The organism is Runella sp. (assembly GCF_027484545.1).
In the GTDB taxonomy this organism is placed as follows: domain Bacteria; phylum Bacteroidota; class Bacteroidia; order Cytophagales; family Spirosomataceae; genus Runella.
The window spans coordinates 18380-37275 of record NZ_JAIXST010000035.1 but is presented as its reverse complement, the minus strand read 5'-3'; the positions used below and the strand labels follow the sequence as shown (position 1 = coordinate 37275).

Here is an 18896-nt window from a genome sequence, read left to right as displayed (position 1 = left end):
TTTGTCAAAAGTTTAGAGATAATATAGAGACATTCATATTATTTGATGATAAAAGACCCAAATGGAACTACCTTGTAAAAGGCAGAAATTGACCAGCTTATTATTTACACGTTACTAAGCTGTCGAACCAGTTTTTTTGTGAAAAAACTTTTGCCTTCGCCTTCTCTTGAACTGGCAATTACTACCAAATGAGTTTGCTGATTAGACCATTTTTTGAGTTTAGAGATACATTGATTGATTGTTTGATGTTCGATTGCTCCCCATGGAAACTGTTTTAAATCATCCTTAAAATGTGGTAAAGCGCCGGTAAAACGCAGACCAGTGAGGTGTTCGGCGCGTTTGGGATTTTTAATCCTTTTGTTAAAATAGGTTTTACCGATACTAAATCCGATTGAGAAAATAAATCCGACTGTAAACCCTATGACAGTCAGTAGTATACGGTTAGAGCTTTCCGGTTGGTCAGCGAGTTTTGGTGCATCCAATACTTGTACACTTGTAGAATTTATCCAATTCTGAAAAAGATTTTTGGCAGAAACTCCGTTTTTTGAGTTGTTGAGTTCGTGCAAATTTTCAATGTCGGTGCGGGTTTCACTCATTTTAAGTTCCTGATACCGACGCCTAAATACCAAGTTGATGAGTTCGAGCGTTTGTTTTGCTACGGCTGGATCGGTAGATAGGTAATTCAATCGTACCATATCGCTTGTTCCTTCGCGAATTGCGGTGAGTTTGGCTCTAATTCCCTTTGCATTGTAGGGTTCATCGTTGACATTGAGCAGCTTTTCGGAAATGATATTCCCGGGCATTTCAGAATAGCGACAAATATTTTCGACTGTGCGTTCGGGCGAAGAGAAATTAACAATCTGGTTTCTAACAGATTCCGGAAGAACCGTTTGCAGATGTTTGATGGTGTGGTTGTTGGCAACGGCAGGATTAGGCTGACGCAACATTAAGTGAGCCGCCAGTAATCGGATACCCACCTCTTCAAGCGTGCTGCGCGATTTGACTATAGTGAGGATATTATCGAAGGAATTGTTTATCGTAAAATAATCAATCTGGTCGTTTTGCCCTGATTCGAGAGTCCGAACTGAAGTCAAACCCGTATAAATTACTGCATTGGGATTATACTCACATATTTCATTTCGTGTCAAAAAGAAGATAAAGCCGGCAATAAGTGAAGGAAGTGTAATTATCAACAACCAATGGTTTTTTATCTGTCGAATCAATTGCGGAATTGTCAAGAAGTGATCAGTTTTTATTTTTTGATGAATCAAAATTACTCTATCCAGAAGCCTTCATCGGCGGATTTCGACAAAGAGGCTTAAAAGCCCGTTTTTTGGAGGAAAATGAGGCTTTTTTGAGTCTAAAACCCATAAAAAATGCCGGCAAGAGTTTTGAACTCTGTCGGCGTCAGGAAAGGAGGTTTAATGCAAACAACTTCTTTTCTGTGTTATTTTCAGGTACTCAACTATTTTTGAAGAGATACTGTATTGCCACTTCCTATTCCAAAGTCGCTTTGGATGAATTTTCAATTCTACCTAATAGTTGGATTACAGAAATCGTATAATGGGAATTATTGGTAAGAATGCAATTATCGGTACGTATTTAATGAGACGCGCTTTTAAAAGTCAATTAAACATTTTCAGATTGAAGCAAAGCGGGGAATGTTTGGCCAATGATTCGTAAATCCATTTTTGGGGATACATGCTTGGCATATTTAATATCCAACTCAATACGTTCCACAGCTGACATATCCTTTTTACCTTTACCGCGTTTGGTTACCTGCCACAACCCCGTTAGCCCAGCGGGGGCATCAAAACGCCCTATGGCAGCATCTGTTGTCAATTTTTCCGCTTCGTACAACGGTAAAGGACGGTTTCCTACCAACGACATATCTCCGATAAAAATGTTCTAAAGTTGTGGTAACTCATCAAGGCTGCTGTTTCTTAAAAAACTTCCCAATTTTGTCACTCGTGGGTCGTTCTGAAACTTTTTGAAGGCGGCTTCTTTTCCTATTGTCTGTAAATAATTCTTTTCGCAAATCATCATGCCTTCTTTAAATAGCTGATTTCTGCAATGGTCTTTTATACCGCCGCAGGAACTGCAAAGACCAAGGTTGTCTTCAGTAGTGGTCTTTGTTTGATTATACATATTCAAATCACTCATTTTGGAGAGAAGACGGTCAGCGTCGGTACGCATTGTGCGGAATTTGTACAAATCAAAAATTCGGTATTTTGCTCCTACACGCCTTGATTTATAAATAATAGCCCCTTTTGAATCAAGTTTTATCAACACACTTATGATTAAAAACAGAGGTGTTAAGAATAATAGCGCGGCTCCCGATACTATAATATCGAGTAGACGTTTCTACCAAGGCATATATTTCTGTACCAACGGGGTTGGGCTAACAACCGCCGTATCGTCTTTTTTATGATTGCCTACATAATGATTTCTGCGGAGGATGGCTGCTATTGTTAACTGAACTTCCTTCGGGTTGAAAGGCTTGGTAATAAAATCGTCTGCTCCAATTTCTAAGCAATTGATTCTAATATCGCTTTCCTGCGCTCCTGAAAGTATAATAATGGGTATTTTAGCCCAAAGTGCATTTTGACGAATCTGACGAACAAATTCTTTACCATCGATTTCGGGCATGTACAAATCGCTGAGGACACAATCAATGGTTGAGTTAGTTTTTAGACAGTGAAGCCCTTTTTTAGCACTGTCACAAGCAATTACATTATATGTTTTTCCCAACATGTGTTGCAACAATTTGCGGGTCATTGGTTCATCTTCTACGATCAATATTGTTTTTACAGTAGTCATCATTTTTTGGTTTATAAAGGGGCAATCGGGATATTTATTTGATGGTACAAAATTAGTTTTGAGGCGTAAGTTGAGAGGATATTTTCGATGAACTGTACTTTTTGCCGACTATTTGGGACTTAAATTGGTTTTTTTGATATGCCAAAAAAGTAGAAGTTCGGCATACAGGCCTGTCAGTTTTTGCCTTAATTCGCTTTAGGGCATTTCTGGGATTTTTAAAAAGAAGAAAACCGGAATGAATCCAATCATAAAAGATGCAAAGGCAAGCCGATAGGATACCTGCTTCATCTTTTTTTGATTTTCAAGCTGTAGGCAAGTATCGTCCCGATGAGTAAGAGCTTGCGAATCATGATTAAATAGGAAGAAATACTGACTAATGGCACTAAAAGTGCGGCTCATGTTACTGAGTTTATTTACTGACTACATAAACAAGTGTATCAAAAGCGTATGAAGGTTTGGGTATGGTTTCAATGACGGTTAGGCCGTTTAATTTTAAAAACAGTTTGATTTCGTCTTCGGTAAAGGTTCGCAATGTTGAAAAATCGTCACCAATGTGTTTTTTCTCACCATCTTCGATTTTAAAATAATCAGCTCTCCAATCCCACGTCCAGCCGGTAGATAGATTCAAATCAAAATAGCTTTCGCGGCTATAACTTTTTCCCTGATGGTTTGCATTATGGACAATCACTTGGTTTTTGTCGATTGAGAGGATAAATTTTGAAGCATCAATCGCATCAAAACAAAAAATGCCACCCTCTTTTAACGAAGAATGTACTGAATGAAAAGCAGCCATCACATCGTCGTTCACCTGGATGTTGTAGTAATCCAAAGTGATGCTCAGGTTTTTGTTTGGATTGAAACCTAAACCAAGTGTAAAGTTGGTGGATTTTTCAGGCGTTAATTTAGGAACCCCCAATGCAAAAGCCTGTGGACTCACGTTGTTTACGATACCTTTTGTCTGAATTCCCTGTCCCGGTACAAAACTGGCCTGTGCCAACTGCTGATAGATTTGATGCAGTAATGGTGCTCGGAAACCCGTTGAGAACGAGGCACGAAAGGTGACTTTGTCATCGTTGAATTTATAACGGGTACTTACTTTAAACACAGTAGCGTTGCCGAAGTCGCTGTATCTTTCGGTACGTAAGGTTCCGTTGAGTAAGAAGTTAGGAGTGACATCATATCCTAAATCTACGTAGCCGCCAAAGTTGAATCGGGTAAAAATACCCGCGTTGTTTGGAGTAGTTCCTGGGAATGAGTCAGCGCCTCCTTTTACGTAAGAGGAAGTGTCGCCCTCAAATACGGTAAAAGTTTCGGCACGAAACTCTGACCCAACCGCAAACGTTAACTTTTCGGTCAATTGTTTCGAAATGTCAATGTTGCCCACATTGTGGTGAAACTGATAACCGCCCGGTTTGAAATAAATGGGGGAACTTTTGCCCAAGCCACGGTTGCGGGTATTGGAAACTGTGTACAATTGCTTGTTGTGGCCCGTAGTAAAGCTTAAATCCGTTTTCCAGCCATTGTTTTCGCTGCGGACACCTATGGTTGCGTTATAATCATTCAAATCACCTTGAAATGTAGGGACGTATCCTACGTAGGGCTGGCCGGCAGGTGTCAGAAGACCATCATCGGTGGGGCGCCAATAAGGCGTACGGTAGTTGGCAAAGCTGTTTACTTTTTTGTAAACGTAGGCAGCATTGTAGTAAAACTCGGATTTCTCACCGATAGGCACCCCTCCATTGACAGCAAATTTAGCTGCCGTATTTTCAGGTTGTCCGTTGATATTTCCTGCATCGGGATATTTTGCCAAAAATGCCTTAACAGTGCTCAATGAAGCTCCAAATCCCAAATTGTCGTCTGCTTCTGCTTCGGCGCTTACTTTTCCGGGGCGATTGGCTAAGGCGGTACGGCTGAAATCTATGGTATAATTGATGTATCCTTTACCAAAATTTGCTCCGTTATTGACTGCAAAGCCAATATGCCCTCCGTCTCCTTTACCGGTCACTCCTGTTCTGAGGGTAACGGAGCCATAATCAAACTTGTCTTTCAAAATGATGTTCATAACCCCTGCAATGGCGTCTGAACCGTATTGAGCAGAAGCTCCGTCACGCAGTATTTCAACCCGTTTGATAGCTTGTTGCGGAATGGCCGAAATATCTGCCCCGCTTTCTCCGCGACCCGGTGAGGTTTGAATGTACATCAACGCACTCGTGTTTTTACGCTTTCCGTTGATCAAAATCAACGTGCGGCTGGGACCCATGTTACGAATTTCGTACGGGTCCAACAGCGACGAGGCGTCGTTTACGGGCGTGTTTACCGTGTTGAACGAAGGTACGCGGTATTGCAACGCCTTGTCAAAAGTTGTTTGACCGGTACTTACCAGATCCTGCGCTGATAAAATATCAACCGGGATAGGAGAGTCAGTAAGTGTACGTTTTGAGGTACGGCTACCCACCGACACGACCACTTCTTCCAGAGTAGTGGCAGAAACTTCCAACGTAATATCAGCAATGACATCGCTGCCGCTGATAACAACGGTTTTGGTTTGAGGGGTATAACCTACCGATGAGTAATTGATTTGATACGTACCGTTAGCGAGTGACAGTGAATAATCGCCGGCGGCATTGGTGGCTGTACCTGTGTTGGTTCCAGCTACCGAAACCGAGACCCCGGGTAGGCCGCCCGTAGTATCTTTTACTTTCCCTTTCAGGGAGGCCTGAGCAAATGCAAAGCTCACGGTAAGGCATAGCAATACCGTAAATAGATAATTTTTTTTCATTTGGTTAGTCGTTAGTTAATTTTGATACAATTTCAAAACTGCCTGCAATCTAATGGATACAACTATATTCGTAAAATATTGTTCTGCCTTTTTTTATAAAGATGAAAGAATGTTTTAATGGAATATGTTTTGATTGTTCATGCAATTAAGGATATAGTACAATTACCTGACAGTGGGAATACAGCACAAAAAAGAAAGACCGTCAGATTTTGAGCTGACGGTCTTTCGTTAACTTACAATTTGTCGGCTTTAAATACTTTTAATCATCTGTAAAAAATCCTCCAATTTATAGGCATCCTCCACCGTTCGCCGTTCATACACCATGAAGTAGCGGTAGTTGTTGCCTGCTTTGCCTGCCCACAGGCGACCAAGCCTGATTTTTTGCTCGGCATCCAAATGATCTCCTTTTGTTTCCAGCAATAGCGTTTTGCCGCTTTTGGTTTGAATGATAAAGTCGGGGTAATGGTTCACAAAACCGTTGATACGGAAGCCTTTACGTTCTATGTTTCGGGTCCAAAAGGCAATGTTGGACTTATTGGCGATCTCGTTAATGACCCGCTCTTCAAATCCGTTGATGCTACCTTCTTTTTCGTACAGCGATTTAGTGATGTCTTTGGAGGTGCTTCCGGGCGAAATGTTCTTTGGGAAATGGAAGGAAGAACGACAGAATACTTTATCCGTATCCAGAAAATCCCTGAATTTTTTTTCGGCATAAGTCTCAGACAACGCTTTTATCTTCTGTTTGATTTTGTCGGTGTAAGTATATTCATTGTTGGCAAAATCGCTGAACTGACCGTCGTTGAAATCTTCCAAAATGCGCTTGACGTATTTTTCAATTTCTTTGTCGGGAATGGGATACATATTGCCGATAATATCCATGATTCGCTTGGTGAAATTCTTGACGCGGCTTTCTTTTCGAGTAGGGTCAAGAATATACGTCATCAAATTGTCTTTCACGCCGCCGTCCAGCCGTACAAACGTGGGCGTGTGTTCTTTTTTTGTTTCGTCCAAATCTACCTTGTACAGCTCCGAAGCGATGCTGTCAAACGCAATGTTGGTATCAGACTTACTCAGCGCAAAGCCTTCCAACAGGTATTCTTTTTCCAGCAATGAAGCTGTTTCCTGATTGCCGAAGAGGTCATTGGCCGGTACGTTCAGGAAAAATTGCGGCAGTGCAAGTTGTTCTGCCTGCTCTCTGAAAATGTCTTTAATGCCGTAGGTTTTCACAAGTTGTTGAATTTCATTGGGAAATACGGGAGTATCGGTGGTTTCTATCTCCATCACCTTTTTTTCAAAGGCATCGTTTTGCTGAAGGGCGGTTTGTTCAATTTCCGTTACGGCTCCGCTCCAAACTGCCTCCGAAACGTTGGCAGACGGGGAGGGAACCGAAATCCGTGCCGTGTCAATGTCGGACGCTATGTCTGCTGCCGGTTCTTCTGCCGCCGGGAAAAAGCTAAGTTGCTGTAAAAAATCCTGTTTTTTGGGTTCTTCGGTCACCACCGGTTCGGCCAATTTGTAATCTTTATCGCTGAAACCCGCTTTGTTTAAGCCCTTCACGATGTTGTCGAGGGTGTCCAGAAACTTGGAAGAAGCCGTGAGGACATAACTGACGTTGAGCAACGGGAAGTTGTGTTTCATCACGTAGGGCTGCCGCAACACCCTCCCCAAAATCTGCTCTACATCCACGGACGAGCTTTTATCGGCCAACGATGCCAAAATATAGGCAAAGGGACAGTCCCAGCCTTCTTTCAGGGCGTTGATGGTGATGATGTAGCGCACGGGACAGTCTTTGCTCATCAAATCAATCCCCTTGATTTCGTTGATGTTGGCCGTTTTGATCTTGATTTGGTCGGCGGGAATTTTCAGCTCCAGCAGTTTTTCTTTCAACTTCTGAACGTTGGTCTTTTCTTCTTCTTCGTTCAAAAAATCCTTACCGTTTTTGGGCTGCGCCTGAAACAGCACAATAGGCCGAATGTACTTGCCGCCTTTCTTTTCTTCTGCCTTGGCCTGTGCTTCCAACCGACTGCGCAATTGCATCGAGGAATTGATAACCTCCGTTTTGTCCTGATGATTATAGACAATCACGGGGAGTTTGACCATGTTTTCCTTTTTCAACTCCAGCGCATCAATAAAACTGATGATGTTGCTGTTTTTGCGGGGTGTGGCTGTGAGGTCAAGAATAAAACAGGGGTTGATGACCTTGAGCATGTCTACGCTCAGGTCGCTTTCGGCGTTGTGACTTTCGTCTACCACGACCACGGGATTGAGGTATTTGATGACGGCCCCCAAGGTGATTTCGGTTTCCTGACCGAGCAGACTTTCAAACGATTGGAGGTTGCCGTTTTCCTGAAATACTTTGCGGTCTTCCTTGTTTTTGACCCGCAAGCTGTCAAAACTGAACACCAGAATGTTTAATTGCTCTTTGACCGACGTGGCATTGAAGCCGCTTCCCTGCAACAAGGCCGACTTATCAAAGATCTCTACTTTGTTGCCAAAATGCGCATTGATTTTCTGGCGGTAGGGGTGCTTGGGGTCTTTGAGGTTTTTGATGGTTTGGTCCAAAATGGTAATGGAAGGCACCAGCCACACCACGGCTTTGGGCTTGTCGTAGGCAAAAGTATCAAAAATGGTTTTCAGGGCGTTGCAGGCAATGAACGTTTTGCCGCCCGCCGTGGGTACTTTGATGCAGATGTGCGGTACGCGCGGCACGTTGTTTTTGTAGGGCTCAATGGCCGTGCCGACAAAAGGAAATAAGGGCGTTTTGGGGTGCTGCGCCCAAAACGTATAAAAAGCCTCCTTCACGTCTTTGGTGGTCTGTACTTGTTCCAAAAACGAAGAAAGGTCGTTGATTACCTGCTGCTGATAGGGTTTGAGTTCCATTTAAATACGTTCTAATTTTGTAATCCACTCATGAAACCGTGGGCATTTACTTCTTATTTTGGGTAGCCCGATAATTTCGCATATGTCAGGCCCGTGTGTTACTTTATCATATCTCCTTATATTTGTTTCCAGTCTTTTTGAGGGCGCAGTGGTTGGAGAATCGTTAATTTCTTCCGGATTAGGATTGTTACTGCATATTTCCCTTAATCTGTTAAAGTTTGCTTCTCTGGGCTCATAATATTCTTCAAAAGACGAGTAGTCTGAAAAAATAAGTGCCTCAAATTCATGTAATTGTATGTAGGGAATAAAACGGGGTTGAAGATTTGGTGCTATGCTGTTACGCATTCCATTTTCTAAAACAATCATTTTTATACTCTTAGATGGTTCCGCTAATGATTGTCTCCAATCCGGAAAATCATGATGTTCATATATGCCATAGAAGTCAATGAATGTAGTAACAAAGCAAGTAGAATCAATTAGTAGATTTGTTTCAATTTGGGGTTTTAAATGAACCCATTTTACTATACCCCCATTAGAATGACTAATTAAAGGATATTCAATCTGAATATTTATTTGCCTGAAGTAGAGCTCTAATATTGTTGAGCAAAAGAGAAGTTCAGTTTTACCTTCGCAAATAATTATTAACTTTTTCATTAATGTTAAAATGGTTGAGCTTTGTTAATAATATTTCTTTTCCATAGATCACCCAACGAGTCATCTTTCAACCATTCTCTTAATTCTTCCGTGGTTAAACGATTGAAAATACTGCAACCATCAACTTGATCAACAGCAATTACATCTTCAGGTTCAAAGTAACTGATCAAATCGGCAGATTGAGTTGCAATTATAACTTGATTTTCAGTTGAGCCTATACTTTGTATCATTCCCGCTAACTTAGAGATTGCCAAAGGATGCAGGCCTAACTCAGGCTCATCTAATACAATTGTTTTGGGTAAATCAGGTTGCATAAATAAAACGGCTAAGGCAATAAATCGAATGGTACCATCAGATAAATCATTGATACCATAATTGTATTGGCTAAACTTATCTTGCCAAAAGAGTTTTAGATATCCGTTTTCATTTGGTTCAAGTATAAAGTCAGAAAAGTAGGGTGCAATACTTTGTATATTTCGTACAATTCTGTTGTATACTTTTGGGTTCTCTTGCCTGATTTTATATAAAATAGAGGCTAAATTTTCTCCTTTATCGTATAAGACAATACTATCCTTTTCAATATGGGAGGTATTATTAAAAGGTGAATTCTGCCCGGTATCGTGAAAATGATATTTTTTATGCCCTACAATATGTTTTTGAATATAGGAACCACGGTACCAACCATTATTTTTAACTTGAGCTTCTTTAGTGAATGCTCGGTATTCTAAAGGGTTATTATAATACCATAATGCCTCTTTAGAAAAAACAAAGCCATCGCCTGCTTTTTGTATCATAAATGAATATGAATTAACGCCTTTTTCAAATCGAATGAGACCTTCGATTGAATCTGAGGGCTCCAGACCTTTGTGTAAATATTTTTCAATCCCGCCCCTTAAACCCACATATTCCTGTAGCTTTTTATTATATATGTTATCTAAAAACTCAAAGAATGAAATAAAATTACTCTTACCGGACCCGTTGGCACCAATCAAAATGTTGATGGGGCTAAGCTGTATCTTCGCCTCTTTGATAGATTTGTAGCCCTTGATTTCGATAAAATCCATTGTGTTATCAGTTAAAATCGTGTAATATCTCTCGGTATCTTTTTGAAAATGAGGTGATGCTTGACCATAAACTCTCTGGTAAGCAGGCAGTTGTCGGCATAAATGACGTATTGCTCGGCTTTGGTGCGCATGGTCGCCAGAAAGGCGTGGTCTAAGGACGTGACGGTGTCTTTTTCGTAGAAAAAATAATAACTCGTGTCTTGGTAGTGGCCCAAAAAATGGACATTATCGTGGCTTTCGCCTTTTTCGGGAAGGCTTGTTTGGGTTTCGGTATAGTACACGTACCGGCGAATTTCCTCCTCGGCCACGGCCTCGTTCAGTACGCCTTCTTCCAAAAATAGCGGCTCGCCCAATTCGTAATAATCAAACACCCCACCCGTACCGTTATTCCCCTCTTGAGGTGGGGGAGAGGTTTGTCCGTAGCCATTGATGACCCGCTTGACGCGCTCGGCGGTGATGGTTTCGGCGTAGTCTTCCATCTCGATCAGGATAAATTTGCGGTGGCCACCGTCCTTTTTATTCAAATTCAACACCGCATGGGCCGTGGTGCCCGAACCGGCAAATGAGTCAAGTATGATGGAGTTTTCGTCGGTACTGATTTGGAGAATTTTTTCAATTAACTTACTTGGTTTCGGTGTAGAAAAATCTAATTCATATTGATTAAATAGTTTCCTGAATTCTTTTCTAGCTTCCTGATTATCTCCTGCAAAATCTCTTAGCCATAAAGTCGAAGGTACAACACCACCAACTTTATCCATAAACCTTTTAAATCGTGGCCTTCCCTTGCCGTCTGCTCCCCAAACAACCAAATTATTCTTTACATTTTCTTCATGCCTTTCTTTTGAATATCTCCAAACTGATGTTCTTGAAGGCCAAATTTCATCTCCGGTATTGGGGTTAAAAACAGGATAGTAAAGATTTGGACGTTCATCGGCATTTTTATTACAAGTATAATTATCTGATGTCCAAACTCCTCTTGAATCATTATCGGGATTTTGATACCTATTGTCTTGGGTTTCAGTTCTCTCCAGTTTAATTAATGAAAACCCTTCTTTGTCAGCTTTTGTAGTTTTAGTTCTTTTTGCATAAACAAGAATATAATCATGCATATTTGATAAATATGTTGCGTCACCTTGCGGTGAGTGCTTTTTTTGCCAAATAATTGTATCTACAAAATTTCTACCCCCAAAAATCTCGTCCAATATCAATTTCAAATTGGCCTGTTCATTGTCATCAATGGAAATAAAGATAGCGCCGTCGTCGGCGAGGAGTTTGTACAACAGTTTCAAACGCGGGTACATCATGCAGAGCCATTTGTCGTGGCGGCTGAGGTCTTCGCCTTCTTTGCCCACTACGCTGTGCAGCCATTTTTTGAATTTGGGGTCGTTAACGTTGTCGTTATACGCCCAGCCTTCGTTGCCGGTATTGTAAGGCGGGTCAATGTAAATGCACTTTATTTTTCCTTCGTACTCGGGCAGCAGGGCTTTGAGGGCTTCGAGGTTGTCGCCGTGGATGATTTTGTTGGTAACCCCCTCCAAACCTCCCGTGCGACGGTCCGACCCGGTAGGGGAGGCTTTTTGAGTACCGTTGTCAAATGTATATTGGTGTTTGAGTACTCTAAACGGTACATCCAAATGATGATTGATGACTTTTTCTTTTCCTATCCAGTGTAAAGTGGGCATATCGTACGTTCAATTCAATTTTTTGCTGGGCGGGTTCGCTGCTTTTTCCCTTACTGCAATTTTACAAAAACTAACTGGGATTTTGCTGTATTTCTATCTAAACCAACAAGCGGCGGTCAGGAAAACCTGCCGCCGCTTGTCAATCTATGCTTTAAAACTCTTTTATCCTTTCATCTGCGCTTCCACCACCGCAATCGCTACCATGTTTACGATTTCACGGACAGAGCTACCTAATTGCAATACATAGACTGGCTTGCCCATACCGAGCAAAATGGGGCCAATTGCCTCGTATTCCCCTACTTCTTTGAGTAAGTTGTAGGCAATGTTACTGGCCGAAAGATTGGGAAAAATCAAGGTATTGGCACCGTCTTCCGCCAATTTACTGAATGGATGATTGGTGCGAAGCAATTCCAAATCAAACGGTAAGTGCGCCTGCATTTCGCCATCTACCACCATATCAGGGTGTTTTTGTTGTAAAATCGCGGCGGCGGCACTCATTTTTTCGGCATCGTCGCCTTTGGCACTTCCAAAGTTGGAGTAGGTGAGGAGGGCAATGCGCGGTTTGATATTGAATCGCTCCACGGCGCGAGCGGTCAATTCGGTAATTTCGACAATGTCATCTACCGTTGGGTTAAAATTGACGGTGGTATCGGCTAAAAACAAAGGACCGCGACGCGTGAGCAGGATGTACATCCCCGCTACTTTTTTCACTCCGGCTTCTTTTCCAATGATTTGTAAAGAAGGACGAATGGTATCGGGATAATTACGCGTTAAACCTGAAATAAGCGCATCTGCTTCGCCCATTTCAACCATCATGGCCCCAAACGAACCGCGATAGTACATCATCTTGCGGGCTTCCGGAAGATTGACCCCTTTTCGTTGCCGCTTTTTAAAATAGACGTCGGCATACCGGTCAATGTTGGCCGCCTGATCAGCACTGTAGGGGTCAATAATGGGTATTTCCGCCAAATCCAGTTTATTAAGCTCAATGATGGAGCGAATTTTGTCTACTTTTCCGAGCAAAATCGGACGGGCAATTCCTTCGTCGCGTACCTGCTGCGCGGCTTTCAGTACTTGCACATTTTCGGCATCGGCAAACACTACCCGTTTAGGAGCTTTTCGTGCTTTGCTGATGATAACGCGTGAAATCTGATTGTCCTGACCGAGGCGTTTTTCCAGTTGCTGAATGTACGCATCCCAATCTGTAATAGGAAACTGCGCCACGCCGCTGTCCATGGCGGCCTTAGCTACCGCCGGGGCAATGGTCGTGAGCAAGCGCGGGTCAACGGGTTTAGGAATGATGTATTCGCGGCCAAACGTAATGTTATCGGTATTATAAGCCAGATTGACAATGTCAGGAACGGGCTTCTTGGTTAATTCTGCCAAGGCCTGAACCGCCGCCAATTTCATCGCTTCGTTGATTTCGCGGGCACGAACATCCAACGCACCCCGGAAAATGTACGGAAAACCGAGTACGTTGTTGACTTGGTTGGGATAATCAGAACGACCGGTAGCCATAATGACATCTTCACGGGCGGCAATGGCGTCAGGGTAGGGGATTTCCGGGTCCGGATTTGCCATCGCAAATACCATCGGGTCTTTGGCCATGGAACGTACCATGTCCTGCGATACGACGTTGGCTTTAGAAAGACCCAGAAATAAATCGGCCCCGACCATTCCTTCGGCCAGCGAAGCGAAACGGCGTTCAGAAGCGAACTCCTGTTTTAAGGCGTCCAAGTCAGTACGGTCGGTATTGATGTGGCCTTTGCTGTCGAACATATCGACGTTTTCGGGCTGAACGCCCAACGAAATGTATAGTTTGGTGCAGGAACTTGCCGAGGCACCCGCACCGGAGACGACCACGCGAATGTCTTCAATTTTTTTACCGACCAGTTCCAGTCCGTTGAGCAAGGCAGCCGAACTGATAATGGCAGTCCCGTGCTGATCGTCGTGCATAACAGGAATGTTGAGCTCTTCTTTGAGGCGGCGTTCAATCTCAAAACACTCCGGCGCTTTGATATCTTCCAGATTGACCCCACCAAAGGTCGGTTCCATGATTTTAACCGTTCTGACAAACTCATCGACGTTTTCGGTGTTGAGCTCAATATCAAAAACGTCGATGTCGGCATATATTTTAAAAAGCAGTCCTTTTCCTTCCATGACGGGTTTTCCGGCTTCCGGGCCAATGTTGCCAAGACCTAAAACGGCGGTTCCGTTGCTGATTACGGCTACTAAATTGCCTTTGGCGGTGTATTTATAAACGTCTTCAACATTGCGGAAAATCTCCATACAAGGCTCGGCTACACCGGGCGAATAGGCCAAAGACAAATCAAGTTGATTGTTGGTTTCTTTGGTCGGAACTACCTGAATCTTACCGGGACGACCCTTGGAATGGTAATAAAGGGCATCCTCTTTACGGATTTTTGGAGGCATAACGGTTGATTGGGGGTTGATTTTGGGTTTGCAAGGTACGAAAGCATCACTAATACTGTACAGTTATTTGTTGAGAAATGTTATTTTTGTCGAAAACTAAGAAACTATGGAAGAGGTCATCGAACAACCATCCGAATACGAAATGGAACGCGGGAAGCCTATGCCAAATTTAATTCATGGAATTATTCAAGCCAACTTGAGTTTTGAGTTCAAATCGCGTTATCGAAATCAATTTCATATTGCATCAGAGGTAGCGTTAGCTACTTTACCTATCGGAACAACGCCCGATTTGGTACTTTACCCACTTTTTGAATTAGATTACCAAAACCAGCCGGCCAAGCGGACGGATGCGCCATTGCTTACCATTGAAATTCAATCGCCTTCCCAAAGCCCGGAAGAAATGATTGAGAAGACTAATATTTATTTTGAGTTTGGGGTCAAATCGTGCTGGATAGTATTCCCAAGTCTAAAAGCTATTGCGGTTTTCGACCGTCCCAATCATTTTGAATTTTATCACAATGAAGATACGGTGATTGATTCCCAATTTCATCTGGAACTGCCGCTTTTGGGCGTTTTTTCTTAAAGAATTTAACTAACTAAATACCGTAACGAATGCTAAAAAAGCACCTTTTTGTTTCGCTCATTTTATTAGCTGCTTTTACCGTGGCAGCTCATGAATTTTGGCTGTTTCCTACTGACTTTTATCCTAAATTGGGTCAAACTATCTCCGTTAGTATCAATGTGGGCGAAGATTATGTAGGTGAGCGTTGGGGTGGGGGAGACCGCCGAGTACAGCGTTTGCGATTAATAACTTCAAAAGGAGAGAAAAATTTGACGGCGACGGTTATGCAAAATGATTCTTCCGTCAAATTGAAATCACTTACGTTGACGGAGGCGGGTACGCATATCCTCGTTCTCGAAACCAACAGTTCCTTTATTGAACTGGAGCCCAAGAAATTTTTAGATTACTTGAAAGAAGATGGACTTGATAATGCCATTGAATACCGTCAAAAAAATGGAGAAACTAAAAAGAAGGGTCGTGAATTGTATCGCCGCTGTGCAAAAACGGTCATGCAGGTAGGAACGGTAAAAGGGAATGAAATTACAAAGCAAATGGGGTTGTCCATTGACATTGTACCTCAGCAAAATCCGTATGCAATGCCCAAAGGAAGCCCGCTTAGCTGTCAATTTCTCTATGAGAATAAGCCGTTAAAAAATGCGTTGGTGCGTTGTTGGCGGCGAGTAAACGGTAAAACAGAGTTGGAAATAAAACGGTCGGATATGGATGGGAAAGCTACATTTGAACTTCCCAAAAAAGGCAATGCAGCCTACATGGTCAGCGTAGTCAACATGGTGCGACTCACCAAAAATCCCAAAGCCGATTGGCAAAGTACATGGGGAAGCTTGACCTTTGGAATGAAATAGAGATTTAACCAAGGGGCGACGGGCAAAATAATAAAGGGCAAAATAGCAAATTGTCTTACTTTTTATAACAAAAGAGCGCGGCCTTGGCCGCGCTCTTTTGTATTTTATACTCACTACTCGCTTTAAATTTTCTTAAACGTATACGTAACGTCAAGCGAAGAAATAAAGGATAGTAAGAGAGCTCCCGCGCCTGAAGGATCACTTTCATTGACGGCAACGGTTAATAAATCTTTGGTTAAAGTGAGCGTTATGGCGTTTCCGGAAAGACTCAGTTTATAGTATTCAACATTATCTTTCGTTTGACCACTTTCGCGATACGTCATTTTGATTTGGTCATTTGTTACCGTGTATTTGCCCGAAACAGTCTGTTTTTCAACACTACCTTCTTCATCGAGAGTACCATTTGAAGTAAATGTGCCATCGGCTTTGAACTCGTACACTAAACTTTCTTTTTCTACATTTTGGTCGATGTTTTCGTTAGATCCAAAAATGCCGATTTTTCCTTTTACGGTTGTCGCTTGCCATTTTCCAATCACGGTTTCGGCAGCAGCGGGGTTATCGTTTTTTTGACAGCCAACGAATAAAAGCAACGTCGAAAATACGCAAAAAAAGTAGAATGTCTTCATTTTAAGTAATAGAGCAAAAGTTTTAGGGTATTTGTTTTGATGTAATTCATTGATTTTAAACGGATAACAGTTAACAAATAACGATTAACTTGTGCTTTAGCACTTAAAGCAGCGTTGAGGTAAAAGATTACTTCATAAAAGTAAGACACAGCTCAGTTTAAACTAACCTCTTTACAATCTCATTCACCGAAATTCCTTCTGCTTCCGCCTTAAAGTTACGAACGATACGGTGACGTAAAATCGGTAATGCAACGGCTTTCACATCTTCAATATCGGGCGAATACTTTCCATTGATTAGGGCATTGCATTTTGCAGCCAAGATCAGGTTTTGGGAAGCCCGTGGACCTGCACCCCACTCCAGGTAATTTTTAGTATCACTACCGGCTAATTCTCCGCCTGGGCGCGTTTTGTGAACGAGTTTAACCGCATATTCTATCACATTGTCAGTCACAGGTACGCGACGCACGAGGTGTTGGAAGGCTTCAATTTCAGCGGCAGAAATTACTTTATTAACCACAGGACGATTGTCGGTCGTGGTTGCTTTAACAATATTGAGTTCTTCCTGGAACGAAGGATAATCAAGATAAACCATGAACATAAAGCGGTCTAACTGCGCTTCGGGAAGCGGATAGGTACCTTCCTGTTCGATGGGGTTTTGGGTGGCCAATACGAAAAATGGACGACTCAATGCGTGTTTTTGTCCTGACACTGTGACGGAATACTCCTGCATGGCTTCCAATAAGGCCGACTGGGTTTTAGGAGGAGTACGGTTGATCTCATCGGCCAAAATGATGTTGGCAAATACAGGCCCTCTGATGAAACGGAAGTTGCGTTCATTATCCAATGTTTCCGAACCTAAAATATCAGAAGGCATCAAATCCGGCGTAAACTGAATACGGTTAAAACTCAAATCTAACGCATTGGAAATGGTTTGAATCAACAGGGTTTTGGCCAAACCCGGCACACCTACCAATAAGCAGTGACCTTGGCAAAATATAGCAGTTAAGAGTAAACGAACTGTTTCATCTTGACCAACTATGACTTTTCCGATTTCTAAGCGGAGTTTTTCGTAAGATTCTTTGAGGGCTTCGGCCGCGGCTACGTCTGAACTAAACTTCATTTAGGATGAAAGGTTTAAGAGTTAATGGATGTGTGCTAATTGTCTTCCTGATTGATTCCAAATATTTTACAACTGTTGTATTCGGGGTCGACTTTGATAAATACGTCGGATACTGCTTTTTTAAACCATTCGTCCACTGCTTTCGTTTTTTTATTGGCCAAAACAATATTAGTCATTTTTTCGAAATCTTCCTTTAAACTTGCGGTATGCGGCTCAATTCGGCTTTTGTAGTAGATGATACGCATCGCTGTTTTACCATCGTCGGTACGGTAGTTCATGGGCAGGCTTATTTTGCCAACCTTCATGGTGTCAAGCATCATGTAAAGACTGTAATCCATTGAAGCATCCAATGCCAATCGCGATGCACCCGTTTGATTATCTTTAATCAAACCACCTGCATCGGCAGTTCCTTTGTCTTCTGACCAGGTCTTTGCTATTTTTTCAAATTTTAGACTGTCGGTTGTCATCAATTTGTACAAGCTGTCAAGAATGTGCTTAGGCTCCGATAAATCCATGCGATTATAATCAGGGCGTAATAAAATGTGACGAGCGTGATATTCAGCACCGCGTGTTTCAAGCAATTGGATTAAGTGAAGTCCAAATTCTGATTCGATAGGCTCCGATATTTCATTGGGTTTCAGCTTAAGCGCTGCTCCTTCAAAATCGGCCACCATATCGCCTCTTTTTGCAAAGCCCAAACTGCCGCCCTGCTGTGCCGAACCAATATCTTCAGAATAAGCAGAAGCCAAAGAAGCAAAATCTTCTCCCTTTTCAACGCGTCCTTTGTATTCAAGCAGTCGATTACGAAGTTCTTCTTTTTGGGCTTTGGTTACTTTGGCAAAACGGACAATCTGACCAATTTCAACTTCAGCAGGAATATAAGGCAAACTGTCTTTAGGAATACTGTTGAAGAATTTTCTCACTTCATTGGGCGTCACTTTGATAGCCTCGGTAATTTTTCCCTGCATTTTTTCGGACACCATTTCTTCCTTAATTTGTCCGCGAAGCTCGGCTTTAAGTGTTTCAATGCTTTTACCGTAGGCTTCTACAATGTTTTTTTCTGAACCAAATCGTTTTGCCATGTATTCCATACGGGAATTGATTTGGCTATCCACTATCTTGTCTTCCACTTCTACGGAGTCAATTTCGGCTTTGGCAAGCAACATCTTCCGTACTACCAAGCTTTCCATGGCCTGACAGCGATTGGGAGCAGGTTGGTTTTGTTGTTGATATTGTAAAATCAATTCTTCCAAGTCAGACAGTAAGATATAGTAATTGTCCACCTTGCCGATTACTTTATTGATACTTATACTTTTGCCCTGTGCCCATCCTCCGATTGAGGTAATGAGGGATAAGAGCACGAAAATTGCCCCGAGGCGTTTAATGAATGTGTTTTTCATGGTTTGTATTATC

The 18896-nt window shown here is 42.3% G+C and carries 14 protein-coding genes and 1 pseudogene; 2 read left to right on the top strand and 13 right to left on the bottom strand.

Going from position 1 to position 18896, the window contains the following annotated elements; genetic code table 11:
• Window positions 1-104: 104 nt before the first annotated feature.
• The 10 genes and pseudogenes from Q0081_RS03385 to Q0081_RS03340 form a co-directional block, all read right to left on the bottom strand.
• Window positions 105-1238: a hypothetical protein gene (locus Q0081_RS03385; RefSeq protein WP_298349295.1), complete on the bottom strand. Its 1134-nt coding sequence runs from the start codon at window positions 1236-1238 to the stop codon at window positions 105-107.
• Between the two features lie 391 nt (window positions 1239-1629).
• Window positions 1630-2352, bottom strand: a pseudogene (locus tag Q0081_RS03380) (sugar transferase); the annotation flags it as partial.
• Between the two features lie 12 nt (window positions 2353-2364).
• On the bottom strand, window positions 2365-2823 hold the full coding sequence (locus Q0081_RS03375; protein WP_298349292.1) for a response regulator transcription factor: 459 nt from the start codon (window positions 2821-2823) through the stop codon (window positions 2365-2367).
• A gap of 192 nt (window positions 2824-3015) precedes the next feature.
• On the bottom strand, window positions 3016-3219 hold the full coding sequence (locus Q0081_RS03370) for a hypothetical protein (protein ID WP_298349289.1): 204 nt from the start codon (window positions 3217-3219) through the stop codon (window positions 3016-3018).
• A gap of 10 nt (window positions 3220-3229) precedes the next feature.
• Window positions 3230-5599: a TonB-dependent receptor gene (locus Q0081_RS03365; protein ID WP_298349286.1), complete on the bottom strand. Its 2370-nt coding sequence runs from the start codon at window positions 5597-5599 to the stop codon at window positions 3230-3232.
• 249 nt (window positions 5600-5848) lie between these two features.
• Window positions 5849-8479, bottom strand: coding sequence for a DEAD/DEAH box helicase (locus Q0081_RS03360; protein ID WP_298349283.1), 2631 nt, complete (start codon window positions 8477-8479; stop codon window positions 5849-5851).
• Window positions 8480-9133 (bottom strand): DUF4276 family protein, encoded by a 654-nt coding sequence (locus Q0081_RS03355; RefSeq protein WP_298349281.1) that lies wholly within the window; start codon window positions 9131-9133, stop codon window positions 8480-8482.
• Between the two features lie 5 nt (window positions 9134-9138).
• On the bottom strand, window positions 9139-10197 hold the full coding sequence (locus tag Q0081_RS03350) for an AAA family ATPase (protein WP_298349279.1): 1059 nt from the start codon (window positions 10195-10197) through the stop codon (window positions 9139-9141).
• 11 nt (window positions 10198-10208) lie between these two features.
• A complete protein-coding gene (locus Q0081_RS03345; RefSeq protein WP_298349277.1) occupies window positions 10209-11879 on the bottom strand; it encodes a site-specific DNA-methyltransferase in 1671 nt (556 codons plus the stop codon).
• A 162-nt stretch (window positions 11880-12041) separates the two neighbouring features.
• Window positions 12042-14312, bottom strand: coding sequence for an NADP-dependent malic enzyme (locus Q0081_RS03340; protein WP_298349276.1), 2271 nt, complete (start codon window positions 14310-14312; stop codon window positions 12042-12044).
• A 106-nt stretch (window positions 14313-14418) separates the two neighbouring features.
• Here Q0081_RS03340 and Q0081_RS03335 point away from each other — a divergent pair, with 106 nt between their 5' ends.
• Together Q0081_RS03335 and Q0081_RS03330 are read left to right on the top strand one after the other, a co-directional pair.
• The gene (locus tag Q0081_RS03335) at window positions 14419-14895 is read left to right on the top strand and encodes a Uma2 family endonuclease (protein ID WP_298349274.1); all 477 of its coding nucleotides are present in this window, start codon (window positions 14419-14421) and stop codon (window positions 14893-14895) included.
• A gap of 29 nt (window positions 14896-14924) precedes the next feature.
• Window positions 14925-15737 carry a DUF4198 domain-containing protein gene (locus tag Q0081_RS03330; protein ID WP_298349272.1) on the top strand — a complete coding sequence of 271 codons (813 nt, stop codon included), beginning with the start codon at window positions 14925-14927 and terminating at the stop codon, window positions 15735-15737.
• Window positions 15738-15859: 122 nt separating this feature from the next.
• Here Q0081_RS03330 and Q0081_RS03325 read toward each other — a convergent pair whose 3' ends face one another.
• From Q0081_RS03325 to Q0081_RS03315, 3 genes are all read right to left on the bottom strand, one after another.
• A complete protein-coding gene (locus tag Q0081_RS03325) occupies window positions 15860-16363 on the bottom strand; it encodes a lipocalin family protein (RefSeq protein WP_298349270.1) in 504 nt (167 codons plus the stop codon).
• Between the two features lie 157 nt (window positions 16364-16520).
• A complete protein-coding gene (locus Q0081_RS03320) occupies window positions 16521-17483 on the bottom strand; it encodes a MoxR family ATPase (RefSeq protein WP_298349268.1) in 963 nt (320 codons plus the stop codon).
• Between the two features lie 35 nt (window positions 17484-17518).
• The gene (locus tag Q0081_RS03315) at window positions 17519-18883 is read right to left on the bottom strand and encodes a peptidylprolyl isomerase (RefSeq protein WP_298349266.1); all 1365 of its coding nucleotides are present in this window, start codon (window positions 18881-18883) and stop codon (window positions 17519-17521) included.
• Window positions 18884-18896 lie beyond the last annotated feature (13 nt).